This is a genomic window from Polaribacter sp. (genome assembly GCF_049276715.1).
In the GTDB taxonomy this organism is placed as follows: Bacteria; Bacteroidota; Bacteroidia; order Flavobacteriales; family Flavobacteriaceae; genus Polaribacter.
Map to the genome: position 1 here is coordinate 125,604 of NZ_JBASWY010000044.1, position 26,543 is coordinate 152,146.

25 protein-coding genes and 1 tRNA gene are annotated in these 26,543 nt (G+C 29.7%); 21 read left to right on the forward strand and 5 right to left on the reverse strand.

What is annotated here, in order from left to right; genetic code table 11:
• Entirely contained in the window at positions 1-1,347 is a 1,347-nt protein-coding gene (locus WAO74_RS11460) for a DUF3526 domain-containing protein (protein ID WP_422162243.1), read from the forward strand.
• Positions 1,348-1,391: 44 nt separating this feature from the next.
• On the opposite strand, the gene WAO74_RS11465 is transcribed toward WAO74_RS11460, so the two are convergent.
• From WAO74_RS11465 to WAO74_RS11480, 4 genes are read right to left on the reverse strand one after another with little or no spacing between them, the layout of a single operon-like run.
• On the reverse strand, positions 1,392-2,555 hold the full coding sequence (locus tag WAO74_RS11465) for a sigma-54-dependent transcriptional regulator (RefSeq protein WP_422162245.1): 1,164 nt from the start codon (positions 2,553-2,555) through the stop codon (positions 1,392-1,394).
• Between the two features lie 5 nt (positions 2,556-2,560).
• Entirely contained in the window at positions 2,561-3,424 is an 864-nt protein-coding gene (locus WAO74_RS11470) for a mechanosensitive ion channel family protein (protein WP_422162247.1), read from the reverse strand.
• On the reverse strand, positions 3,425-4,750 hold the full coding sequence (locus WAO74_RS11475; RefSeq protein ID WP_422162249.1) for an ABC transporter permease: 1,326 nt from the start codon (positions 4,748-4,750) through the stop codon (positions 3,425-3,427). It lies immediately after the preceding gene.
• A 4-nt stretch (positions 4,751-4,754) separates the two neighbouring features.
• Positions 4,755-5,684 carry an ABC transporter ATP-binding protein gene (locus WAO74_RS11480; RefSeq protein ID WP_422162251.1) on the reverse strand — a complete coding sequence of 310 codons (930 nt, stop codon included), beginning with the start codon at positions 5,682-5,684 and terminating at the stop codon, positions 4,755-4,757.
• Between the two features lie 138 nt (positions 5,685-5,822).
• Here WAO74_RS11480 and WAO74_RS11485 point away from each other — a divergent pair, with 138 nt between their 5' ends.
• The 8 genes from WAO74_RS11485 to WAO74_RS11520 all read left to right on the forward strand — a co-directional run bounded on the left by WAO74_RS11485 (position 5,823) and on the right by WAO74_RS11520 (position 15,342).
• Entirely contained in the window at positions 5,823-6,686 is an 864-nt protein-coding gene (locus tag WAO74_RS11485) for a T9SS type A sorting domain-containing protein (RefSeq protein ID WP_422162253.1), read from the forward strand.
• A gap of 119 nt (positions 6,687-6,805) precedes the next feature.
• The gene (locus WAO74_RS11490; RefSeq protein WP_422162254.1) at positions 6,806-7,261 is read left to right on the forward strand and encodes a MarR family winged helix-turn-helix transcriptional regulator; all 456 of its coding nucleotides are present in this window, start codon (positions 6,806-6,808) and stop codon (positions 7,259-7,261) included.
• Between the two features lie 16 nt (positions 7,262-7,277).
• Entirely contained in the window at positions 7,278-9,683 is a 2,406-nt protein-coding gene (locus WAO74_RS11495) for a 3-hydroxyacyl-CoA dehydrogenase/enoyl-CoA hydratase family protein (protein ID WP_422162255.1), read from the forward strand.
• An 84-nt stretch (positions 9,684-9,767) separates the two neighbouring features.
• Positions 9,768-10,958 carry an acetyl-CoA C-acyltransferase gene (locus tag WAO74_RS11500; RefSeq protein ID WP_422162257.1) on the forward strand — a complete coding sequence of 397 codons (1,191 nt, stop codon included), beginning with the start codon at positions 9,768-9,770 and terminating at the stop codon, positions 10,956-10,958.
• A 19-nt stretch (positions 10,959-10,977) separates the two neighbouring features.
• Positions 10,978-12,789: an acyl-CoA dehydrogenase family protein gene (locus tag WAO74_RS11505; RefSeq protein ID WP_422162258.1), complete on the forward strand. Its 1,812-nt coding sequence runs from the start codon at positions 10,978-10,980 to the stop codon at positions 12,787-12,789.
• 92 nt (positions 12,790-12,881) lie between these two features.
• A complete protein-coding gene (locus WAO74_RS11510) occupies positions 12,882-13,772 on the forward strand; it encodes a septum formation inhibitor Maf (RefSeq protein WP_422162260.1) in 891 nt (296 codons plus the stop codon).
• A gap of 100 nt (positions 13,773-13,872) precedes the next feature.
• Entirely contained in the window at positions 13,873-14,817 is a 945-nt protein-coding gene (locus WAO74_RS11515; RefSeq protein WP_422162262.1) for a M28 family peptidase, read from the forward strand.
• A gap of 78 nt (positions 14,818-14,895) precedes the next feature.
• Complete coding sequence (locus tag WAO74_RS11520; RefSeq protein WP_422162264.1) at positions 14,896-15,342, forward strand: KTSC domain-containing protein; 447 nt, start codon at positions 14,896-14,898, stop codon at positions 15,340-15,342.
• A 94-nt stretch (positions 15,343-15,436) separates the two neighbouring features.
• Here WAO74_RS11520 and trxB read toward each other — a convergent pair whose 3' ends face one another.
• Positions 15,437-16,384 (reverse strand): thioredoxin-disulfide reductase, encoded by a 948-nt coding sequence (trxB, locus tag WAO74_RS11525; RefSeq protein ID WP_422162526.1) that lies wholly within the window; start codon positions 16,382-16,384, stop codon positions 15,437-15,439.
• A 188-nt stretch (positions 16,385-16,572) separates the two neighbouring features.
• Between trxB and WAO74_RS11530 the strand changes: the two genes are divergently transcribed.
• The 12 genes from WAO74_RS11530 (at position 16,573) to WAO74_RS11585 (ending at position 26,340) form a co-directional block, all read left to right on the forward strand.
• Positions 16,573-16,647: transfer RNA gene (locus WAO74_RS11530), tRNA-Pro, on the forward strand.
• Between the two features lie 203 nt (positions 16,648-16,850).
• Positions 16,851-18,128 carry a site-specific integrase gene (locus WAO74_RS11535; protein ID WP_422162265.1) on the forward strand — a complete coding sequence of 426 codons (1,278 nt, stop codon included), beginning with the start codon at positions 16,851-16,853 and terminating at the stop codon, positions 18,126-18,128.
• A gap of 362 nt (positions 18,129-18,490) precedes the next feature.
• Positions 18,491-20,110 (forward strand): serine hydrolase domain-containing protein, encoded by a 1,620-nt coding sequence (locus WAO74_RS11540; protein ID WP_422162267.1) that lies wholly within the window; start codon positions 18,491-18,493, stop codon positions 20,108-20,110.
• 31 nt (positions 20,111-20,141) lie between these two features.
• The gene (locus tag WAO74_RS11545; RefSeq protein ID WP_422162269.1) at positions 20,142-20,888 is read left to right on the forward strand and encodes a hypothetical protein; all 747 of its coding nucleotides are present in this window, start codon (positions 20,142-20,144) and stop codon (positions 20,886-20,888) included.
• Positions 20,889-20,982: 94 nt separating this feature from the next.
• Positions 20,983-21,447, forward strand: a complete 465-nt coding sequence (locus WAO74_RS11550) for a DinB family protein (protein ID WP_422162271.1) — start codon at positions 20,983-20,985, stop codon at positions 21,445-21,447.
• A 96-nt stretch (positions 21,448-21,543) separates the two neighbouring features.
• On the forward strand, positions 21,544-22,293 hold the full coding sequence (locus WAO74_RS11555) for a hypothetical protein (protein WP_422162273.1): 750 nt from the start codon (positions 21,544-21,546) through the stop codon (positions 22,291-22,293).
• 37 nt (positions 22,294-22,330) lie between these two features.
• Positions 22,331-22,840, forward strand: a complete 510-nt coding sequence (locus WAO74_RS11560; RefSeq protein WP_422162274.1) for a nuclear transport factor 2 family protein — start codon at positions 22,331-22,333, stop codon at positions 22,838-22,840.
• Between the two features lie 144 nt (positions 22,841-22,984).
• Positions 22,985-23,845 (forward strand): alpha/beta fold hydrolase, encoded by an 861-nt coding sequence (locus WAO74_RS11565; RefSeq protein WP_422162277.1) that lies wholly within the window; start codon positions 22,985-22,987, stop codon positions 23,843-23,845.
• Position 23,846: 1 nt separating this feature from the next.
• The gene (locus tag WAO74_RS11570; RefSeq protein ID WP_422162279.1) at positions 23,847-24,476 is read left to right on the forward strand and encodes a GyrI-like domain-containing protein; all 630 of its coding nucleotides are present in this window, start codon (positions 23,847-23,849) and stop codon (positions 24,474-24,476) included.
• A 10-nt stretch (positions 24,477-24,486) separates the two neighbouring features.
• A complete protein-coding gene (locus WAO74_RS11575; protein WP_422162280.1) occupies positions 24,487-24,810 on the forward strand; it encodes a hypothetical protein in 324 nt (107 codons plus the stop codon).
• Positions 24,811-24,812: 2 nt separating this feature from the next.
• The gene (locus WAO74_RS11580; protein WP_422162282.1) at positions 24,813-25,391 is read left to right on the forward strand and encodes a hypothetical protein; all 579 of its coding nucleotides are present in this window, start codon (positions 24,813-24,815) and stop codon (positions 25,389-25,391) included.
• Positions 25,378-26,340: a hypothetical protein gene (locus tag WAO74_RS11585; RefSeq protein ID WP_422162283.1), complete on the forward strand. Its 963-nt coding sequence runs from the start codon at positions 25,378-25,380 to the stop codon at positions 26,338-26,340. The genes WAO74_RS11580 and WAO74_RS11585 overlap by 14 nt, the downstream gene beginning before the upstream one ends.
• The last annotated feature ends 203 nt before the right edge of the window (positions 26,341-26,543 follow it).

Here is a 26,543-nt window from a genome sequence, read left to right on the forward strand (position 1 = left end):
ATGTATTTTATATTAATCAAACAATTTTTTAGATCTAAAACGGTTTTATTGGCTTTTGGAATTTTAATAATTCTAGGCATTTTAAGTATTGGAACAGGGAAACAATATTTGAACCAAAAACAAGCAGCAATTGCAAAAACAAAAGTACAGCAAGAAAAACATATAGAAACCCAAACAAGTTTACATAATGATGATTTAGGACTTTTATTATATTACTTAAAATTCTCATTTATAAATCCAGTAAACACTTTAGCAGGCTTTTCAATTGGGCAAAGTGATTTGAACTCTCACATACAAAATGTAACTATTTTAAATCTTGAAGGTCAAAAATACGATACAGACTTGGTAAACCCAATGCGTTTGCACGTTGGGAATTTAGACATTAGTTTTTTGATTATTTTTCTTTTTCCTTTGCTCATAATCGCTTTAAATTTTAATATTTTATCAGAAGAAATAGAAAAAGGAACTTGGAAATTAGTTACCATTCAAGGTAAATCTTCTTTTAAATATTTATTGAAAAAAATATCTATCAGAGTAGTTTTTATATCGATTGTTTTAGGACTCATATTTTTAGTCTCAAAACTTATGTTAGGAATTCCATTAAATATTGGTTTTTTACAAATCGTAATTATTAGTTATTTGTACATTTTATTTTGGTTTGCTATTTGCTTTTTTGTAATTCTGTTGAGAAAATCATCAAACACAAATGCTATTGCATTATTAAGTAGTTGGTTAATTTTAGTAGTTTTTTTGCCAGTTTTTGTAAATAATTATATTAGCAATACTTATCCTGTTGAAGAAGCTTTTACAATGACAATTAAGCAAAGAGATGAATATCATAAAAAATGGGATACAGATAAAAAAGAGACTTTAGATAAGTTCTATGCACATTATCCACAATTTTCTAATTACGAATTACAAGAAGAAGGTTTTTCTTGGCTTTGGTATTATGCAATGCAGCAAATGGGTGATGATGAATCGAAACAAGAAAAAGATGCTATGTATGCTAAAATTGAAAAGAGAGAATTGTTGAGTAAAAAGATTGCTCAATTTTTTCCGCCTTTACAAATGCAATTGGCAATGAATGAAATTGCAAATACAAGTTTAACAGATCAAGTAAATTTTTTAAATGCAACTACCCAATTTCACGAAGATTTACGTTTGCAATTTTATCCTAAAATATTTGATGAAAAACCAGCAAATTCTATCAATTGGAATAATTATAAACCACAATATTTTGAATCAAATACTAATTTTAATCTGATTGATAATATTCTTTATATGTCTTTAATTACTTTATTTTTAATAATTTTTGGCATTATTAAAAATGTGAAATATTTCCGATAGTGTAACGTCCCAAAATAAGTATTTGTATGTAGCTGATTTTTCAACTACTTACTCGCAAATAATTTCACATCATTTCCAGAAACTTGTTTTTCGCCTAAAATAATTAATCGCTCCACAACATTTCTTAGTTCACGAATATTTCCTGTCCAATCATATTTTTTTAGTAATTCAATGGCTTCATCAGAAAATGCTTTTCTAGGTGTTCCTTGAGCTTCAGATATCTTTTTTGTAAAAAAATCTACTAACAAGGGAATATCATCTCTTCTATCGTTTAAGGCAGGAACTTTTATTAAAATAACTGCTAATCTGTGGTACAAATCCTCTCTAAAACGTCCTTCAGCAATTTCTAGTTTTAAATCTTTATTTGTAGCTGCAACAATTCTAACATTTACTTTTATGTCTTTATCAGAACCTACTCTTTGAATTTTATTTTCTTGCAAAGCACGTAATACTTTTGCTTGTGCAGATAGGCTCATATCACCTATTTCATCTAAAAAAATAGTGCCTCCATTTGCTGCTTCAAACTTCCCTGCTCTGTCTTTATTTGCTCCAGTAAAAGATCCTTTAACGTGACCAAATAACTCACTTTCTATCAGCTCTGACGGAATTGCAGCACAATTTACCTCTATCATTGGCGCTTTTACACGATCTGATTTTTCATGCAACCAATGTGCAACTAATTCTTTCCCTGTTCCATTTGGCCCTGTAATTAATACTCTTGCATCTGTTGCTGCAACTTTTTCTATAATATCTTTTATGTGAGAAATAGCCTGACTATCTCCTATCATTTCGTAGTTTTTGCTTACTTTTTTCTTTAAACGTGTATTTTCTACAATTAGCACTTTTCTGTCTAAAGCATTTCTAACTGTATTTAGCAATCGGTTTAAATCTGGTGGTTTCGAAATGTAGTCGAAAGCTCCTAAGCGCATTGTATTTACTGCTGTGTCTAAATCTCCATGACCAGAAATCATTACAATTGGCACTTCTGGTTTAATTTTTTTTGCTTTTTCTAATACCTCAACACCATCCATTTTTGGCATTTTAATATCACACAAAACCAAATCATAGTCGTTGTTTTTTATCATTTCTATTCCAAGCAACCCATCTTCTGCTTCTTCTACATTATATGCTTCGTTTTCTTCTGATATTATTTTTTTTAATACTCTTCTAATGGCAGCTTCATCTTCTATGATTAGTATTTTACTCATGGTTTTTATTCTTGTTTTATAAGGTGAACATCTCTTTGTGGAAAAGGAATTCTAATATTATTCTCTCTAAAAGCTTGATCTATTGCAAATCGAATATCACTTTGAATAAAGCGTACATCAAAACTATCATTAATAGTAAAAGCAAGTCTAAAATTTAAAGAACTGTCTGCAAAATCTGTGAACAAAACTTTAGGTGCAGGTGTGTCTAAAATTAATTTTTGCGATTTAGCCACTTCTAATAAAATTTTTTCTACCAGTTTTACATCACTTCCATATGCAACACCAACATTAACAAATTCTCTAGTTTGCGTTCCATTTTCGGTCCAATTAAATAAGGTATTTGTTAAGTAAAAATGGTTGGGTATCACCATTACTTTATTATCTATAGTTACTGCTCTTGTGGTTCTTAACCTAATATCTACAACTCTACCTACTTTTCCATCAATTTCTATAATATCGCCCACATGTACAGACTGATCTACCAAAATAAAAATTCCAGAAATAATATCTTGAAAAAGGGTTTGTAATGCCAAACCTACACCAATTAATAAGGCTGCAGATGCTGCAAAAACAGCAGTAACATTTACACCAGAGGTGTGCATTGCTATTAAAAAAATAACCAAAAACACAAACCATCGTATATAACTAAAAACGCCTACAAATTTCGCTTTGTCATTTTCAGGCATATTTCTGGTAACAAATCTTCTTATAATCTTAAGAAAAAATGATGTTACAAGTAAAGCTAAAATTATAAATATTACGCCTTTAATTGTAATACTTATTTCTTTGCTAAAAGTTAGAGAATAATCTAAAACAGATTTCACTTCTTCTAAGATAGTTTTTTTAACCATATTAATTTTATCCTGCATTTATCCTTTGTATTTTAACCATTTATACAAATCTTTATAAGTTGGTTTTTTGCCATACATTAAAATACCTACTCTATAAATTTTAGCAGCCAACCAAACCATAAAAATAAAGGTAACTAGCAACAATGTCATAGAAATTAACAATTCATACCAAGAAACTCCAAATGGCACACGCATTAACATTACAATAGGACTTGTGAAAGGGATATAAGAAAACAGTACAGCTATAGATCCATGAGGATCACTAATTACTGTTGCAAAACCAACATAAACGCCCAAAATTAAAGGAAACATAATTGGCAACATAAATTGTTGGGTATCTGTTTCATTATCTACTGCTGCACCCACTGCAGCAAACAAAGAGCTATATAACATGTAACCGCCTAAAAAGTAAAAAATAAATAATAAAAACATTTTTAAAATTGGTAATCTTAAGATTTCCTGAACTATCAACTGCATCTTATCTCCACCTGCAGCTTGTTTTGCTGCTTCTAATTGTTCTGCTGGCAACCTAGAAGTTTGCATTTCTACCATATCTATCCCAAAAATAGACGAGGCTACTGTAGTAATTATAAAAATGATAATTCCCCAAATTAAAAATTGTAATAACCCAGCAGAAGCATTCCCTATAATTTTACCCAACATTAACTGAAAAGGTTTTACAGATGATACAATAATTTCTATAATTCTACTCGTTTTTTCTTCGATGACACTTCGCATTACAGAAGTACCATAAACCATTACAAAAACCATTAACATATAACCAGCAATGGCGCCAACCCCAATTTTTAAACCGTTTATTAATTTTGATGATTCTTCGCCTGAAAAATTATACATTTTAATATCCGATTGAATTCTAGAGGCATTTATCTTAGCAATATCAATTCCGAAATTATTTAATTTTTCGTTTCTAATTTTAGATTCTATTTTGCTTTCTAAAGAATTCATAATAGACATTCCTGGAGAATCTTTAGAATAGAATTCAATAGATGTTGCTAAAATTTCTAAGCTATCTTGTTTAGGTATTATTAAAGCTCCATAATAATCTCCTTCTTCTACTTTCTTTTTGGTTTCTTCAATACCTAAAGCAGTAAAATCTTGATAGTGAATGGTTTTTGTATCCGAAAAATCATCTCTTGAAAACAGCCCTGATTCATCTACATAAACAATTTCCTTAACTTTTTCGTCGTTTTTTTTCATCAAAAAATAAACCAAAGCACCCATTCCTACAATAATTAACGGACTCAGAAACGTCATTACTATAAACGATTTATTACGAACCTTTGCAATAAATTCTCTCTGTATAATTAGTTTTAGCTTGCTCATTTTCTTACTTATTTTTGCTTACTGCCTGAATAAAAATATCGTTTGCACTTGGTATTAATTCCACAAAATGCTGCACTTCTCCTCTACTAGTTAAAAAAGATAGCAATTCGTTTGCAGAATTATTTTCCCCTAATTTCACATTCATTGTCAACTCATTTCCCAACAATTTAAAATCTGCAGGCAAAACTTGAAAACTTTGTTTTAAAGTGGCTTCCACTTCTTTAGGATTGGTAGTATGCAATCCTACCTGAAAGGTATTGGTTCTAAACTGGCGTTTAATATCATTTAATTTTCCGTCTAAAATTTTATTAGATTTATCTATCAACGCAATTTCATCACACAATTCTTCTACAGATTCCATTCTGTGTGTAGAAAAAATAATGGTAGCACCTTCATCTCTTAATTGTAAAATTTCTTTGGCTATTAATTGAGCATTTATAGGATCGAAACCAGAGAAAGGCTCATCAAAAATTAATAATTTAGGATTGTGCATTACAGTAACTATAAACTGTACTTTTTGCGCCATTCCTTTAGAAAGTTCCTCTATTTTTTTTCCCCACCAAGCAGAAATATCAAATTTATCGAACCAATATTTTAAACGTTTTTTTGCTTCAGCTTTACTTAAACCTTTTAATTGGGCAAGGTACAAAGCTTGCTCACCAACTTTCATAGATTTATACAAACCACGTTCTTCTGGCATATAACCAATATCAGCAGTGTGTTTTGGTGCTAGTGGCTCTCCATCTAAAAAAACAGAACCAGAATCTGCCATGGTTATTTGGTTAATGATTCTAATTAAGGATGTTTTTCCTGCACCATTTGGCCCTAATAAACCATAGACGCTACCTTTAGGGATGTGGATAGACACATCATTCAATGCTCTAAAATCTCCATAATTTTTAACAACATTGTTTATTTCTAGTAGATTCTTCATTTTAATTTTAAAGATTTCGATAATTACAAACTTACATATTTTCTCTGTATTAGTATAGGAAGTCATTGCTTTGTTACAGACAACTTTTTATTACTTTTAAAACTTAAAAATAATTAGTAATTTTATAAAAATTTTGCTTTGAAACTCACGTATCTTTCTTTATTTATATTTACAGTTTTTACTCTTCAATTATCTTCTCAAGAGTATGACCCAATTATTAAAGAAGGTTCTTTTTGGGATATTGAAACTGAATTTTGGGCAACTGGCTCTAAAGAATATCAAAGAATTCAGGTTGATGGAGAAATTGAAATAAATAATACAATTTATACTAAATTAAAGAAAGCAATAATTCAAGTTTCAGATGATGCTGGGGAACCTCAATTTATTATTGATAATTCAAAATTTATTCAAATAACTGATCTTTATTTAAGAGAAAATATTGATGAGAAAAAATTATACATTTTTGATAACGATAAAAACAAAGAATTTGTTCTTTGTGATTTCAATTTGAATATTGGAGATTCTATTGAAAATTATTACGGATATCAAGCAGAAGATATTTCAGTAGAAATCACAGATATTACTATAAATAATGATAACAAAAAAGTTTTTCATACTGATCAAGGAGTAAAGTATACAGAAGGAATTGGTAAAAGCGATAACAATTTAACTTCTTACATTAATACTGTAGATGGTTTTTTTGAAACTGTTGTTTGTAATGGCAATGCACAAAACCAAAACGATTGTGCAACAGTATTAAGCACAGAAGAAAACGAATTATTATCAATAAAAATATTTCCAAACCCAGTTAATGATATTTTATCAATAAAAAATGTAGAAAATATTACTATTAAAATATATTCAGTTAATGGCTCACTTTTAAAAAACATCAAATCTAAAACCAATTTAGATGTCGATATTTCTTCATTTAAGAGTGGCGTTTATATTCTCGAAATTTCAAGTTTAAAAGGGAAAAAACTACAAAAAATCCTTAAATTATAATTCCAACCATCTTTCTCTTTTGATTTAGTAAATAAAAGTTTTGTTAAAATTTACTATGCATGCATAACTTTTTTGCAATTTACTATGCGTGCATAGTAAATTTTTATATATTTGTTCCAATGGATAAAAATAAATCAATAGATCATCAATTACGCGCAACTTGGCAAGCTGTAGCAAAGATGTACAATGAGCAGGCTACCAATTATAATAGCACAATGGCTATGGCATTCGTATTATTAACCATTGATAAAGAAACAGGAACTCCAAGTACAGCTTTAGGGCCTTTAATGGGTATGGAACCTACAAGTCTTTCTAGAATTTTAAAATCTATGGAAGAAAAAGGTGCCATTTCTAGAGAAAAAAATCCAGATGATGGTAGAAGTGTTATTATAAAATTGACAGATTATGGCATGGAAATGCGTAAGTTTTCTAAAAGCCATGTGTATCAATTTAATAATGTGGTAAGAGAATATGTTACAGAAGATGAATTAGAATCTTTCTTTAAAGTGATGATTACAATCAATAAATTAATTGCAGAAAAGAAAATTTTTGAAACTGCAAACCAAGATAAATAAAACAAACTATAAACAAATGACAAGAAGAATTAAAAAAGTAGCAATTATAGGTTCTGGAATTATGGGATCTGGCATTGCATGTCACTTTGCAAATATTGGTGTAGAAGTTCTTTTATTGGACATCGTTCCAAGAGAATTAACAGATAAAGAAAAAGCAATGGGACTTACATTAGAAGATAAAGTAGTTCGCAATCGTTTGGTAAATGATGCTTTAATGACGTCTCTAAAATCGAAACCTTCTCCTATTTATGCTACAAAATTTGCAGATAGAATTACAACAGGAAATATCGATGATGATTTGCACTTAATTAAAAATGTAGATTGGGTAATGGAAGTTGTTGTTGAACGTTTAGATATTAAAAAATCTGTGTTCGAAAAAATTGAAAAATTCAGAACACCTGGCACTCTAATTACTTCCAATACCTCAGGAATTCCTATTAAATTTATGAATGAAGGGAGAAGCGAAGATTTTCAACAGCATTTTGCGGTTACTCACTTTTTTAATCCACCACGTTATTTAAAACTTTTTGAAGTGGTTCCAGGACCAAAATGTAAGCAAGAGGTTACAGATTTCTTAATGATATATGGCGATAAGTTTTTAGGTAAAACATCAGTTTTAGCAAAAGATACTCCAGCATTTATTGGTAATAGAATCGGAATTTTTGGCATCATGAGTTTGTTTCATGTGGTAAAAGAAATGGGCTTAACCATAGAAGAAGTAGATAAATTAACAGGTCCAGTTATTGGTCGCCCAAAATCGGCAACCTTTAGAACTATTGATGTTGTTGGTTTAGACACACTGGTTCACACAGCAAATGGCGTAAAAGATAATTGTCCAAATGATGAAGCAAGAGAACAATTTGTAATTCCAGATTTTGTAAATCATATGATGGAAAACAAAATGTTAGGTAGCAAAACTGGCCAAGGGTTTTATAAAATGACAAAAGACGCTAAAGGAAACAGAAATATCCTTTCTTTAGATTTAAATACTTTAGAATACAGAGAAAAAAAATCAGCAAAATTTGCCACTTTAGAATTAACAAAAACAATTGATAATGTTGCTGATAGATTTAAAGTTTTAGTTGCAGGTAAAGACAAAGCAGGTGAATTTTATAGAAAATCATTTGCAGCAATGTTTGCTTATGTACAGAATAGAATTCCAGAAATTTCTGATGAATTGTATAGAATTGATGATGGGCTAAGAGCAGGATTTGGTTGGGAACATGGACCATTCCAAATTTGGGATGCTGTTGGTGTTGCTAAAGGTGTGGAAATGATGAAAGCAGAAGGTCATGAAATTGCTTCTTGGGTAACAGAAATGTTAGCAAAAGGACAAACTTCTTTCTATACTGTAAAAGAAGGCGCAACTCATTATTATGATATTCCTTCAAAAGCACAAGTTAAAAAACCAGGTCAAGATTCATTTATCATTTTAGATAATATCAGAAAATCGAACCAAGTTTGGAAAAACTCTGGTGCAGTAATCGAAGATTTAGGAGATGGAATTTTAAATATAGAATTCCAATCTAAAATGAACACCATTGGTGGTGATGTTTTAGCAGCTATTAATAAAGGAATTGATTTAGCAGAGAAAGATTTTCAAGGTTTGGTTGTTGGTAATCAAGCAGCAAACTTTTCTGTAGGTGCCAATATTGGAATGATTTTCATGATGGCTGCAGAGCAAGAATATGATGAGTTAAATATGGCAATTAAATATTTCCAAGACACAATGATGCGTATGCGTTACTCATCAATACCAACTATTTCTGCTCCTCATGGAATGGCTTTAGGTGGTGGATGTGAAATATCATTGCATGCAGATAAAGTAGTTGCAGCAGCAGAAACTTACATGGGACTTGTAGAATTTGGAGTTGGTGTAATACCTGGTGGTGGAGGTTCGAAAGAAATGGCTTTAAGAGCATCCGATTTATTCCATAAAGGTGATGTACAGCTAAACGTTTTACAAGAACATTTTTTAACTATTGGTATGGCTAAAGTAGCAACATCAGCTTACGAAGCTTTCGATTTAGGTTTATTACAAAAAGGAAAAGACGTAGTTGTTGTAAATAAAGACAGACAAATTGCAGAAGCAAAAAAACATGCTTTATTAATGGCAGAAGCTGGTTACACGCAACCTGTTCACAGAAAAGATGTTTTGGTTTTAGGTAAACAAGCTTTAGGAATGTTCTTAGTAGGCACAGATTCTATGCAAGACAGCAAATACATTTCTGCTCATGATCAGAAAATAGCAAATAAATTAGCATATGTAATGGCTGGAGGTGATTTATCAGAACCAACTAAAGTATCAGAACAATACTTATTAGACATAGAGCGTGAAGCTTTTTTAAGTTTATGCACAGAGCGTAAAACTTTAGAGCGTATTCAACACATGTTAAAAACGGGTAAACCATTACGCAATTAAAAATTGCGAGTTATTAGTTGTGAGTTCTAAGTTATTAGTCAGACTCACTAACAACTAAAAACTAAGCACTAAAAACTAAATATTATGAAAACAGCATATATAGTAAAAGCATACAGAACAGCAGTTGGAAAAGCACCAAAAGGATTGTTCAGATTTAAAAGAGCAGATGAATTAGCAGCAGAAACCATTCAGTATATGATGAAGGAACTGCCTGATTTTGATAAAAAAAGAATTGATGATGTAATTGTAGGTAATGCAATGCCAGAAGGTTCTCAAGGTTTAAATATGGCTCGTTTAATCTCTTTAATGGGATTAGATATTGTAGATGTTCCAGGTGTAACTGTAAATCGTTTCTGTTCATCAGGATTAGAAACTATTGGAATGGCAGTTGCAAAAATTCAATCTGGAATGGCAGAATGTATTATTGCAGGTGGTGCAGAAAGCATGAGTTCTGTTCCTATGACAGGTTTTAAACCCGAGTTAAATTATGATACAGTTGCTGCTGGTCATGAAGAATATTATTGGGGAATGGGAAATACAGCAGAAGCTGTTGCAAATGAATTTAAAATATCTAGAGAAGATCAAGATGAATTTGCTTTAAACTCTCATTTAAAAGCATTAAAAGCGCAGGCAGAAGGCCGTTTTCAATCTCAAATTGTTCCAATTAATGTTGAGCAAACTTATGTAGATGCAAATGGAAAAAAGGCAACAAAAAAATACACAGTTTCCAAAGATGAAGGACCAAGAGCAGGCTCTAATTTAGCTGGTTTAGCTGGTTTACGCCCTGTTTTTGCTGCAAATGGAAGTGTTACTGCTGGTAACTCATCTCAAATGAGTGATGGGGCTGCTTTTGTAATGGTAATGAGTGAAGACATGGTTAAAGAATTAAATCTTGAGCCAATTGCAAGAATGGTTAGCTATGCAGCAGCAGGTGTACCTCCAAGAATTATGGGAATTGGTCCTGTGGCTGCAATTCCAAAAGCTTTAAAACAAGCTGGTTTGCAACAAAATGATGTGAGTTTAATTGAATTAAATGAGGCTTTTGCTTCACAATCTTTAGCTGTAATTCGTGAGTTAGGCTTAAATCCAGACATCATCAACGTTAATGGTGGCGCAATTGCCTTAGGACATCCTTTAGGTTGTACAGGCGCAAAATTATCTGTTCAATTATTTGATGAAATGCGCAAAAGAGAAATGAAAAATAAATACGGAATGGTAACCATGTGTGTGGGCACAGGACAAGGTGCTGCAGGTATTTTCGAATTTTTAAATTAAGAAATAAAAGTTTTATAAGATGGAAACAATAGAAAAAAAAGAAATTCTTAGAGGAGGACAATTCCTTGTTAAAGAATCTAAATGTGAAGACATATTTACTCCAGAAGATTTTTCTGAAGAACAATTAATGATGAAAGAGGCTGTAAAGGAATTTACAGATAGAGAAATAGTTGCGAACAGAAATCGTTTTGAAGCAAAGGATTACGCTTTAACAGAAGAAGTAATGAAAAAAGCGGGAGAATTAGGCTTTTTAGGGGTTGCTGTTCCTGAAGAATATGGAGGAATGGGAATGGGCTTTGTATCAACAATGATTACTTGTGAATATATTTCTAGTGGAAATGGTTCTTTAAGCACTGCATTTGGCGCACACACAGGTATTGGAACCATGCCAATTACATTGTATGGAACAGAAGAGCAAAAACAAAAATATGTTCCAAAATTAGCTTCTGGAGAATGGATGGGTGCATATTGCTTAACAGAACCAGGTGCTGGATCCGATGCAAATTCTGGAAAAACAACTGCAGAACTTTCTGCTGATGGAAAATCATACAAAATTAACGGACAAAAAATGTGGATCTCAAATGCAGGTTTCTGTAATTTGATGATTGTTTTTGCACGTATAGAAAATGATAAAAATATTACTGGATTTATAGTGGAATATGATGCTGCAAATTCTAATGGAATTACTTTAGGCGAAGAAGAACACAAATTAGGTATTCGTGCTTCATCAACAAGACAAGTGTTTTTTAATGATACAATTGTACCCGCTGAAAATATGTTATCAGTAAGAGGTGGTGGATTTAAAATTGCGGTAAATGCATTAAATGTTGGTCGTATTAAATTAGCTGCAGCTTGTTTAGACTCTCAAAGAAGAGTGTTAACTACTGCTTTACAGTATGCTACAGAGCGAAAACAATTTAAAACTCCTATTGCAGATTTTGGTGCTATTAAAGCAAAATTAGCAGAAATGGCAACCAATACGTATGCAGGTGAATCTGCAAGTTATAGAGCTGCTAAAGATATTGAAGATAGAATTGAAATGAGAATTGCTGCTGGAAATTCGCATCAAGATGCAGAATTAAAAGGAGTTGAAGAATACGCAATCGAGTGTTCTATTTTAAAGGTAACCGTTTCTGAAGATGTGCAAGCTTGTGCGGATGAAGGAATTCAAATTTTTGGAGGAATGGGCTTTTCTGAAGAAACTCCTATGGAAGCAGCTTGGAGAGATGCAAGAATTGCTCGTATTTACGAAGGAACCAACGAAATTAACAGAATGCTTTCTGTGGGTATGTTAATTAAAAAAGCAATGAAAGGTCAAGTAGACCTTTTAGGCCCAGCAACTGCTGTTGGAAACGAATTAATGGGAATTCCTTCTTTTGATACTCCAGATTATTCTGAATTATTTGCCGAAGAAAAAGAAATGATTGCTAAAATTAAAAAAGTATTCTTAATGGTTGCAGGATCTGCAATTCAGAAATTCGGAACAGAACTTGAGCAAAATCAGCAATTATTATTGGCTTCTGCAAATATTTTAAATGAAATATACATGGCAGAATCTACACTTTTAAGAACTGAAAAAAATGCAAAACGTTTTGGTGAAGAGGCACAAGAAGGACAAATTGCCATGGCTAGATTGTACTTATACAATGCTGTAGAAATTATCGAAAAAAATGCGAAAGAAGGTATTATTTCTTTTGCTGAAGGCGATGAACAACGCATGCTATTAATGGGTTTAAAGCGTTTCACGAAATACGCTAACTATCCTAATGTTATCGGTTTAAGAAACCTTATTGCAGAAAAATTGAAAGCAGAAAATAAATACTGCTTCTAAAATTTATAGAAACTTTGAACATTTCTTTAAAAGACCATCATTTTTTGATGGTCTTTTTTAATTGATTAATTTCGTAACCTTAAAAAGAAAATATGAAATACTATAGTTTACTGCTTGCATCCTTTCTATTGATTTTTTGTTCCGATAACAAATCTTCAAAAGAAAATAAAAAGGTTGCAAAAGAGATTTTTAAAACCTCGAAAGAATTTAATGATTATTGGTATGATGGAACTGCAGAAATTACATCTTATAAATTAACCCAAGCTAGATATGGAGAATTACACGAAGGCACAGCAGTAACTATTTTTGTTACCGAAGATTTTTTACCAGAAAAACAAGTAAAAGCCGATTATAAAAATGAAAAAAATATTCCCATTTTAAAATTAAATAAAACCAAGAAATTTTTTACAGGTATTTATCCCTATTCAATAATGACGAGTACTTTTTCTCCTATCAATATTGATAAAAAATCATTAAAAATATCTTTCTCTAGCCAAGAATGGTGTGGAAATACTTTTGTTCAGTTGAATAATAAAGAAAAATTTGAAGTCGATTTTCATTCTTATTTTGAAAATAATTCTGATGAAAAAATTTCTTTAGAAAAAGATTATTTAGAGGATGAACTTTGGAATATCATTAGAATATCACAAGAAAAATTGCCTGTTGGTGAGTTTATGATTATTCCATCATTTGAATATTTAAGTTTAAATCATCAAACTATGAAATCATATAAAGCAATAACTTCATTTACCGAAAATGGAAACTTTGTAATTTATAACATTGATTATCCTTCTTTACGAAGAACTTTAAACATTGTAATTTCTAAAAATTTTCCACACAATATTGAATCTTGGGAAGAAACAATTAATAGCAGAGGAAAAAAACTTAGCACAAAAGCAGAAAAAATGAAAACATTAAAATTAAAATATTGGAATAAAAACAGCCCTGAAGATAAGAAATTAAGAGAGTTTTTAAATATTTAATTTTATTCTCATAAGTTTAATCCTTTATATATTTTTTTTATATTTGTCGCTTACCCTCAGCTTGTCAAACCAAATTAGAATGAAAAATTTTTGCTTTTCAATGGTCCTCTGCATTTTTATATTTGCAAGTTGTAATCCGCCAAAACCAATTGAAATTGATAGTGCTAAATTGCTTAAAAATGTTCAAATTCTTTCTCATGATTCTTTAGAGGGAAGAGCTTTTTCTAGAATAGGAAATCAAAAAACACAAAAATTCATTATAGACCAATTTAATGAAATAGGCTTGCAAACTGTTGTGGGTAGCAGTTATACTCAAGAATTTCCCTACACTTTTACTGGTAAAAAGAGACAAGAAGTGTTTCCTATGGATAATGCTAAAAAAGATTTCTCTAATGTTACAGATACAATTGCGATTGGCGCAAATATTTTAGGAATGTTAAAAGGAAGCACCAATAAAACAATTGTTATTTCTGCCCATTTTGATCATTTAGGCATTAGAAATGAAAGAATTTATAATGGTGCAGATGACAACGCTTCTGGAACTGCAGCCTTATTTGCCATAGCTACCTACTTTAAAAAGTTGCCAACTAAACACAATTTAATTTTTGCAGCAGTAGATGCTGAAGAAATTGGTTCTTTAGGTGCTGAATACTTTTTAAATAACTACAGTAAAAAAGAAGACATTGTTTTAAATGTAAATTTAGACATGATAGCGCATAGCGATTATGATCCTGAACTTTTTGCTTGCGGTCTATATCACTTCCCTGATTTGAGAAAACCTTTAGAAAAAACAAAATCAGACAAACTTGCTTTATTATTTGGACATGATGACCCAGAAAACAGAGAGCAATCTGATTGGACATTTTCATCTGATCATAGAGTGTTCTACAGAGAAAACATTCCATTTATTTACTTTGGTGTAGAAGACCATAAAGATTATCACAGAGATTCGGATACTTATGATACAATAAATACAGATTTTTATATTGAAGCTGTAAAAGTTATTATAAGAGCGATAGAAAATTTAGATGAGTTTTTAGATTAGTAAAAGAAACTTATGTAAAATAAAATGACTTTATCCTTTTTTTATTGATACTTTTGCACGCAATTTGAAAATTTAGAAATGAAGCGCATAAAAGAATACAAAAAGCTTTTTAATGTTGAAAACCAAATCGACTTAAAAGAATTAAAAACTACCTATAGAAACTTAGTAAAGCAATGGCATCCAGATAAATTTTTAGAGGATGACAAAAAATTAGAAGCAGAAGAAATTAGCACTAAAATTATTGATGGTTACCATTTTTTGGTGAGTATTGCTCCAGAAACAAAAGCAGCAAATTTAGAAGATTACAAAACTACAATTACCGAGTTTAAAGTTGCAGACTGGCATCATAAAAGTATGCTTTTAGAAGTTACTTTTACGGATGGAAATACTTATGAATATTTTGGAGTTAGTAAGATACTTTTCGGAAAATTCGTGAATGCAAAATCTATGAATAATTTTGGAAAAAGAAATATTTTTAACTCTTTCTTATATAGAAAATCTAAAAAAGCAGCTGTAATGGCTTAAAATTTTTCTGTTTTACAGAAAATAAATCAATCATAAAAAAAGAGATTACTTATAAAAGTAATCTCTTTTTTTATTTTAAAATTAAATTAAAAAATTATTTTAAAGCACCTAAATAACGCTCTGCATCTAATGCTGCCATACAACCAGTACCAGCAGCAGTTACAGCCTGTCTATATTCTTTATCTTGAATATCACCAGCAGCAAAAACGCCAGGTAAATTAGTTTTCGTTGTTTTTCCTTTCGTAATTAAATACCCTGTTTCATCCATATCTAAAACACCTTTAAATAAATCTGAATTCGGAGTGTGACCAATTGCAATAAAAACTCCAGTTACTGGCATCTCAAAAGTTTCTTTTGTTTGATTATTGATAGCTCTTACACCAGTTACAACATTATCGCCTAAAACTTCTTCAATTTCAGTATTGTACAAGACCTCAATATTTTTAGTTTTGTTTACTCTATGTTGCATTGCTTTTGAAGCTCTCATAAAATCCTTACGAACTAAAATCGTTACTTTTTTACAAATATTTGCCAAATATGTTGCCTCCTCTGCAGCAGTATCTCCTGCTCCAACAACCACAACATCTTGACCTTTGTAGAAAAAACCATCACAAGTTGCACAAGCAGAAACTCCACCTCCAATTAAACGTTGTTCACTTTCTATACCTAAATACTTAGCAGTTGCTCCTGTACAAATAATAATAGTTTCTGCTTCTATTTGTTTAGATTCATCTACGACTACTTTATGTATTCCTCCAATTTCTTTAGATAATTCTACATTTGTTATCAATCCAAAACGCACTTCTGTCCCAAATCTTTCTGCTTGATGTTTTAAATCCATCATCATAGCAGTGCCATCAGTTCCATCTTTATAACCTGGAAAATTATCAACTTCTGTTGTTGTTGTTAATTGCCCCCCCATTTGCATTCCAGTATACATAATTGGTTTCATATCGGCTCTTGCAGCATAAATAGCGGCAGTATAACCTGCAGGCCCTGAACCAATGATTAAACATTTAATTTTTTCTATATTTTCAGAAATCATAAATACTCATTTTTTAGGCTGTAAATGTATCATTTTTTACATCTAAGAAAAACCAATGTTTATAAGTTTTAATAATGAAAATATAAAATTTAATAATTAAAGAAGAAAAATAATATTGTAGGTTTAAAAATTGTTCTTTTCATAAAAGAATGTATCTTTGCAATCCTTAAATGAGTAATCATTTTCGGGGTGTAGCGTAGCCCGGTTATCGCGCCTCGTTTGGGACGAGGAGGTCGCAGGTTCGAATCCTGCCACCCCGACAAATTTAATAACCAATTAATATCAAAACCTTGGTAATCGTAAGATTATCGAGGTTTTATGGTTTTTAGGCAATCATAAGATTTGATATTATTTAGTTAAATAAGTGACCTATTCGGTTACCATTTAAGAGCAAATAAAAAGGTAACCGAATTATTGATTTGACTTTCGTGAGTAAACAAATGTTTAATTAAAGACGAAAGACATGAAAACTTCTACAACGTTTAGTATTCTGTTCTGGCTTAAACTTTCAAAAGCCAAAAATGGAAAAGCACCACTTTATGCACGTATTACAGTAAATGGTAAAAGAGCAGAAATTAGCCTCAAAAGAAAAATCAAAATGGAATATTGGAGCTCGGCCAAGAACAAGGTTAAAGGAACCAATCAAGAAGCTCGAATTATAAATGAGTTTTTAGACCAGGTATCTTCAGAGCTTCATAACTCAAAGAACGAATTAAAATCTGAAGGCAAAATAATTTCGGCTCAAACGATCAAAGCTAGATATTTAAAAGAAGATGAACAAAACTATTCTTTAAATGATATTATAAAATATCACAATGAGGATATGGTAGGCAAACTAAAATGGGGTACTCAAAAAAACTACTTCACAACACAAGGTTATATTGCGGATTTTATTTTTATAAAATATAAAGTCACCGATATGTATTTAAAGCAGTTGGACTATAATTTCATATTAAAGTTTGAGAAGTATTTAAGAAGCTATACACCAACAGACCATCAAAAACCAATGGGTAATAACACAGTAATGAAGCATATTGAACGCTTTAGAAAAATGATTACTCTAGCTTATAAATTAGAATGGCTAGACAGAGACCCTTTTATTAATTTCCAATCTAAATTTGAAAAAGCAGAAAGAGGATTTTTAACTGAATCAGAATTATTCAAAATTGAAGAAAAAGATTATTCAATCGAAAGGCTACAATTGGTAAAGGACTTATTCATATTCGCTTGCTATACGGGTTTGAGTTATATTGATGTAATTAATTTAACTGCTAGTGATATTAATTATGGAATCGATGGTGAACTATGGTTAATCATGAAAAGGGAGAAAACCAATAATGCCCTACGAATTCCAATTTTACCTAAAGCTTTAACATTAATTGACAAATATAAAAAGAATCCAAAATCATTAGCTAATGGTACAATCTTTCCAAGAATGTCAAATCAAAAACTAAACTCATATCTCAAAGAAATTGCCGATTTATGTAAAATCCAAAAAAACTTAACGTTCCATTTGGCTCGTCATACTTTTGCAACTACTGTAACATTAAGTAATGGAGTTCCTATTGAAACGGTTTCAAAATTATTGGGACATTCAAGGATTTCAACAACACAAATCTATGCCAAAGTAATTGAAAGGAAAGTTAGTGATGATATGACATCATTAAAAGAAAAATTAAAGTTTAAGATTAGTAGTAAAGATTGTATAGTTAATAATTTTGAAGCTAAAGGTGCACTTTAATTTTGCCTAATAATTAACAAATTCATTACAAAGAGATTAGCTTATTTATTACTAATGATATTAATCTTTATATAATCATTTGAAAAATATTATTAGTATAATTAAATCAGTGGCTAAACATTTTAATTATGGTCTGTTAGAATTTATTAGGAAAACATTGTACAATAAAAAATAAAAACTTCGTAACATTAAACACATACTATCCAACATTTAAAACAACACCATTCAACTTATTCATCATAAAAAAAATAAAAGGCTAGATTTAAGTTGTGTTTTTTTACAGTGATTAATAAAAAAGTGAAGTTTAGCAAGCAATGATAGCACATCTAAAATCAAAGAGAATAATCAATATATTAATTTTTATGTCAATTTCATATATATTAAATGGTCAAATTAATGAAAAGGCAATTGATAGTATTTTTAATCAATGGAGTTCACCTGATTCTCCTGGAGGCAGTATTGGAGTTATAAAAAACAATGAGCTAATATTTGCTAAAGGATATGGATTGGCAAATTTGGAATATAATATTCAAAATTCAATAAATTCTGTTTTTAGGATTGGCTCAACATCGAAGCAATTTACAGCAGCTTGTATAATTGTATTAATTCAACAAGGCAAACTGACTTTGGAAGACACTTTGCATTCATTTTTCCCTGAATTCCCTTATTATGCCAAAGAAATAAAAATCAAACACCTCCTAAACCATACAAGTGGTATTAGAGATTACCTTATGATTGCCTACTTAAAAGGGCTTACAGATGCAGATTATTATCAAGATAAAGATGTCATGAATTGGCTTGTCAACCAAAATGAACTCAACTTTTCTCCTGGAGAAGAGTATTTGTATAGTAATTCTGGGTATTGGTTACTTGGTCAAATAATAAATAGAATATCTGGTATGGATATGAATCGTTTTGCTGAAAAAGAAATTTTTGAACCTTTGCAAATGAATAGCACTCATTTTCATAATGATTATACTCGAATTGTAAAGAATAGAGTATCAGGCTATGTTCCATATAACGATACTTATAAAATAAGCATGTCGAATTTAGAAATGATTGGAGATGGAGGAATTTTTACAACAATTGAAGATATCAAGAAATGGGATGATGCATTTTATACAACCAAAGTGTTCGATAAAGAATTTTGGGAGTTTATGACTAAACAAGGTGTATTAAACAATGGCGAAACAATTGAATATGCTTCTGGTTTGGTAATAGACAAATATAAAGGGTATAAAACAATTAGCCATAGTGGAGCCTTTGTTGGTTATCGTGCTGATTTAATTCGTTTTCCTGATCATCGCTTTTCAGTTGTCATATTTGCTAATAGAGGAGATGCAAATCCTACTGAAATGGCATACAAAATTGCAGATTTATTTCTTGCACATGAATTTCATGATAAAGTTAAACCACTTAAACAAGAAGTAAAAACTAAAAACAATTTAACTGTTAGTCTTAATATTAATCAGTTAGTTGGTACATATGAATTAGAACCTGGGGCAAACTTGATAATAAGTATTGAGAATGATGCGCTTCTGGTAAATCAAAGTTGGAATTTGGTTACATATCCAATAGTTAATTCACATGGAAATACTTATCAAATAGAAAATAATACTGACATAGATTTTACTTTTTCAGAGGTAAAAAATGAATTATGTCAAACTTTAACGATTAATCAAAAGGGAAAAACAACAATTGGTAAAAGAAAGAAAAATATAGATAGTTTAAATTTAGACGTAAAAGAATATTTCGGAGAGTATTATAGTGAAGAGTTAGATATTACGTATTATTTGACAAACGATAAAAATATAATAAAATTAACTATAGGAAATAGTTTTCCAATTGAGTTATTACTTATTGATAAAGACCAATATTCTTGGTACGGAACTTTATTAAAATTTAATAGAACTAATGGACATATAACAGGTTTTAATATAGATGCAGGAAGAATTAAGAATATAAAGTTTATAAAGAAATAGTTTAATCTAATTACAGATATAGAAGTAACAAATGAGTAATAGAAGCAGGTATTATTATCATCATGTAGGAATCCCAACAAATATTAAGAGAGAAGATGAAGAGTACAATAAAGAATGGAAATTTTATGCAAACGGGTATTTTGAAAGTAAATTTGGTGCTGAATGGTTGCGAATAGAGGAAGATTCTCTTCTTCACCCATTAATTAAATCATTCCCTCATGTTGCTTTTGTAGTAGATGACTTTAACAAGGCAATTAAAGGTAAAAATATAATTTATGGACCAAACAATCCAGCTAAAGGAGTAACTGTTTGTTTTATTGAAGAAAAAGGACTTCCAATAGAGTTATTGAAGTTTGATAAGTCTGAAAATGAAATTTGGCCAAATGATAACAAACTAACAAATCCTATTTTTTTACAAGAAAAAAAAGAAGTTTTATTTAATTATAAATATCACCATTTGGGAATTTATTCTGAATTGGGATCTCAAAACGTACAGCATATTGAGAATTTACTTATTAATAATGTAAATATTGAGAAAGGGGATTTTGGTATACGATTTTTTAATTTTAAAAAACTTGAAAGGTACACGCTTCCAAAAATCATCAAAGATATTCCACATATTGCATTTATGGTTAGGAATTTAGAAGAAGTAATAAAAGATAAAAATATTGTAATAGAGCCAATTGAATTAAACAGTAATAAGCTAGTAGCATTTGTTGAAGAAAATGGAGTTCCAATAATGTTAATAGAAGAAAGGTCTGCTATAGGTTTCAATTGATAAGTAGTTCCATTTTATAAAATTAATAGAAAGTTTAACCTATTATTTTGTTTTACTTATAACAATAAGTCAAAACAGTTAAAAAATATAATTTATGATACAACAATTAATTGAGACTTGGCAAATTCATAACAGAATTAATCTATACCTTTTAGATTCTATTGAAGAAGATAGTACACTATTAAATACAGCAAGTTCAAAAGGCAGAAATATTGGTGAGCAATTTGCACATATTCATAATGTAAGATTGATGTGGTTTAGAGAATCTGCACCAGAATTATTGGATAGTTTAGTTAAAATCGAAAAAGATGAAGCACTTACAGTTGAGTCATTAAAATACAATTTAGTTGCCTCAGGTAAAGCCGTTGAAAGTCTTTTAGAAAAGGGGTTCAAAGAAAATAGAATTAAAGGATTTAAACCACATCCAATCGCATATTTAGGATATTTAGTATCACATGAATCGCATCATAGAGGTCAAATTATTCTTTCTCTTAAACAATCAAATAAACCAGTTAGCAGAAAAACAGGCTTTGGAATGTGGGAATGGGGTACAAGGTAATTATAACAAAGGCATATTTTTTAATTAAATACATGGTTAAATTTTAATCAAGTTGTCTTGATAATAAAACAATCATACATTATTAATTACCAAGAAATGAAAATAAAACATCAAATATTAATTGTAATTTATTTATTGAATAATCTTCTTTTATTCAGTCAGAATGATACAATAAATATATCAAATAACGATCGAATTGTTAATCAATTAAAGGAGGGTATTAATAAATACTTAGTTTATGTTGAAACAAAAGATAGTACATTAGTAGATATTGGAATATATGAACGTAAAGTAGAATTTGAAAAAATAAATGGCGAAGAAGTAGTTAGGATAACTCAAAATATAAAAAATCAAAACCCCGAAAAATCTATTTTTTCTTATTCGATTAGTAAACGTAAAAATTTTGAGCCTATAAGTCATTTTACAAAAAACGGAAAAGGAGTAATTATAGATTCAATTAATTTCATTCATGAAAATATTTATCGAAGCAAAAATCAAACAAAAGACTCAAAAAAAATCTTTCTCAAAAAATACAAAGGAAAGGGTGTAAATTTTGAATTAGACTTAGAAGTTCTTCAAATTTTACCTTATCAACTTGGTAAATCCTTTATTATTAATTTTTATTTCTCAAAAGGAGAAAAACTACCAATTTATAGAGAATATAAAGTTATAGGTGAAAATCAATTACTAACGGTAAACAAAATAAAGATAGATTGTTGGATTTTGAAAGTTAACTATACAAAATTTAATAGTGCTATTTTTTGGGTAGATAAAAAATCGAATCAAGTCTTAAAAATGGTTGAAGTATTTCATGATGTAAAGAGATACAAAATTAAAATGCCCTAATTAATTTTTAAATCATAATTCCATAATAATTAAAAAAGTGAAGTTAAAAATAACTTTTTATAAGAAACTATTAATAGTAATCTGTGTTTTTCAAATAATTGGCTGTTCAAAAAAGGACAAGACTATTCAAAAAGACGTAAATAATTATTATTCAATATATAAAGAGCGTAAAGATTTAGATGCCTTTCTAAACTATTATAACGAAAACATTGTTTTGGAAGACATCGTCAATGGTGATAAAATTATTGGCAAAGAAAAATTGACTGCTTTTTTTAATTGGAATGTTGAAGGATTAAAAATGCTTTCAAAGCAATCATTAGTAATTACAGAGCAAATAATTGAAAATAAAAAAGTGGTTACGAAAGGATACTTTACTCCTTTTGAATGGAGTGGTGTGAAATTTGAAGCGATGCACTTTACAACGATACTCATTTTTAATGATAAAAATAAAATCATTAAACACATAGATTGGATTAATTACCCATCTACCTTAATTAATTATCATAACAGAAACGACTCCAATAAGTGGCTAATAGATAGTCACTAAATATAACAACCAATCAATTAAAACAATAACCATTTACTAAAAATTAACATTATAAAAAATATTAAATTATTATATATAAAATAATTAAATAAAACTAATAAAAAGTTATAAAACACTAATTCACAATAAAGTATATATATTATTTTGGATATTACTCAAATCAATATTAAAGTAAAGGACGGCTATAATTTAGTTGCTACTTTACGCGAGCCATTAAAATACAAGAAAAGGGTTTTTGTTCAAATACATTGCGGAACTGGAATCCCTCAAAAATTATATGCCAATTTTGCAAAGTATTTAACTGAAAACGGTTTTACCACTTTGACTTTTGATTATCGAGGAATTGGAAAATCAAAGCCAGCATCCTTAAAAAATTTTGACGCTAAAATTCGAGATTGGGGACAAAAAGATATGGTTGGTGTTTTTGATTGGGTAATCGATAATTTTCCAGATTACAAAAAAGTTATTGTTGCTCATAGTTTGGGTGGTCAAATGGTTGGATTGATGAGAAATAATAATAAAATTAATCAACTTTACCTAATAGCATCTTCCACCGGTTATTGGCGAGATATGAATAGCCCATATAAATGGATTCTTCCTCCTATTTGGTTTTTGTTTATTCCTTTATCAATTAAAATTTATGGTTTTGCAAATGCTAAAAAAATTAAACAAGGAGAAAACTTACCAAAAGGTGTAGCTCTTGAATGGAGGAACTGGTGCATAAATCCAACATACTTTGAAAATGAGTTTGACAAAACTTTAAGCCCATTATATTTTAATAAGCTTAAAGCACCTATTAAATCAATTCAGATTTTAGATGACCCAATTGCCAATGAAGTAACTATTGGTAAACTATTAGACTACTATTCTAATGCTAAAATCACAAAAGAGAAAATAAATCCTCGTGATTTAGGAGCAAGAAAAATAGGGCATGTTGGTTATTTTTCAAGAAAATTCAAGAATACATTATGGAGTAACTTAGTAAAAGATATAAATAATAATTAATATGAAAAAATACGAATGGCGTAAAAAAGAGCAAAAAATCTATTTACCAAAAACTAATCCTGTGATAGTTGACATCCCTGAATATAAGTATCTCACTATAAATGGAGAAGGAAATCCAAATAATGATTTCTTTAGTGAACATATAGCTGTATTATATTCAATTTCATACACCCTTAAAATGGGCTTAAAAAAGAATCATAACCAGCCAAATGATTATACCGATTATACAGTATATCCTTTGGAGGGTAATTGGGATTTAAAATCAAACTCTAAAAAAAACGCAAATAATACAATCAACAAAAATGATTTAACTTATAAATTAATGATTAGACAACCAGATTTTATAGATGCCACTTTATTCGAGGAATCATTAGAAATTGTGAAAAGAAAAAAGCCTCATGAATTATTAACTAAGGTGAATTTTGAAAAAATCACAGAAGGTAAATGTATACAAATGTTACATGTTGGTAGTTTTGACGATGAACCAAAAACCTTTAAAGTCATGGAAGAGTTTGCTAAAAAGGAAAACTTACTAAGAGTATCAAAAGCACATAAAGAAATTTACATTTCTGACTTTAGAAAAGTAACTGAAGAAAAACTAAAAACTGTTTTAAGATTTAAAGTAATATAATAATTTACATATGAATAATTATCAATACATATACATCATCCTATCTGTCATTATATGGATTCTAGGATATTTTCACACTGGAAAATATGTACGCCCAAAATGGAAAATTCCTGGTAAGTTTATTTTCTATCTAGGTATATCAACATTACTGGTACTATGGATTAATCATTATAGCCTTATTTTTATTTTTGGTCATCAACTTTTAGGGTTATATTTTCATACAAAGGTTTGTAAAAAGCACAATATCAATTGGTTTAGTTGTGAGCCAAAAGAAAAGTATTTAAAATTACAAGAAAAATGGGCTAAAGGAGATTTTTCTAAACTTGAAGAATAGATATGAATAATACAATAATCAATAAACTAATAGCAGTCATAGCAATAATAAGTGGAGTATTATTATTCATTGGATGGACATTAAATATAAATAGAGATTCATTGGTTGGTGCAATGCTTTTAATTCCTGCATATATATTATCAATGTTTGCATTTCTAGGAATTTACTCAAAGCAAAAAGAACAACTATTGAGCCTAATAGGATTCTCTTTAATAATAATTGCCACAACATTATTTATTCCTTGGGTAGTGTTAGATATTGCTAGGTTAGCAGAAATAATACCTGCATTTGAATGGAAAAAACCAGAAGAGGTATATCCTACTCGAATAATAGGAATCATTGGTGGTGTTAGTTATGTACTAGGCTTTATAATATTTGGTATTGCAATTATTAAAGGCAAAGTCTTTAAATGGTGGATTGGTGCTTTATTAATTTTAGCATCTGTCGTGCCTTTATTCCATTCAATATTGGGAATAGGAAAATTACTAGTAAGAATTGAAGCATTAACATTAATTGCTTTTGGATGGAACATATTAAGCTCAGCAAGAATAAATAAAAAACAAAAAAATGAACAAATTTAAAATTATAATATTTTTATTAGTCGGCATAAACGTATATGGACAAGGTACTGTAGAAGCCGAATTCGACACTATATTTAAGTATCAATTTGAACCCTTAAAAGTCAAACACAACAAACGTATCTTAATTGATGCTTCACATAATACCATTTACTCTTTATCGTATGGAAAAGAAACGGCAAGAGAAATGTTAAGAATTATGGATGTAGATGGGTATGAAATACAGTTTACAGAGCAAGTATTGGATTCTGTTACTTTAAGTTCAGATAATACAGATTTGCTTATTATACATGGTATGCCTAACGATAAGATTATTTTAGGTGAAGGGAGTAATAAAGAAATTTTATACAAATCGCCCTTAAAAGATAATGAGACTATCAACATTGGTAAGTTTGTTTATAATGGAGGCAGTTTACTATTATTTTTAAGCCATTTTCCTGGAGGAAGCGGTGCGCAACCAATACTAGAATCTTTTAATGTGAAGTTTAGAGATGGTTATGCATATCATCCAAACCATTCTGGTCACAAAGGCAGCTTGTGTAGTCAATTTAATATGACAAAAGAGAACAATTTATTAAATACTAATCATCCAATTATAAAATCTGCTAAATCAACTAAATTAATACCAAAAAACGTTAAGTTTCTTTGCGGTGCAGCAATTTTTAGAAACCCAGAAGACAATATCTTACCTTTTCCAAATAATTCTATAAACTATACACCAACTTCAGATGGAAAATCAAATGACGTTGAAGAATCTTCAGATAGTTATTCCGGAATGATTGGATTTAATTTTGGTAAAGGCAGAGTTGTAATTTGTACTGACCAAGGCATTTTTAGAAGCTTAGATTTATTAATTGATGATGAAAAAATTCCAGTAACAATTCATGACCCTAATTGTGAAAATGCAGCTCTATTTGTAAATACGATACGTTGGCTAACAAAAATGCAATAATTTTTTAACTCTAAAATTATTAAGACAATAAAACATGTTTAATAATTTATAAAAGCTATACTCTTAAAAAATCATATAGTATAGTCAGAGACATCTAATATTTAGAATATAATAAAATTCATAAAATAATTTATAACTCAAAACTAAGACTTTAAAACATATGGCAATTTGGTCTGTTATTAATAGAATAGAAGAAACTGTTA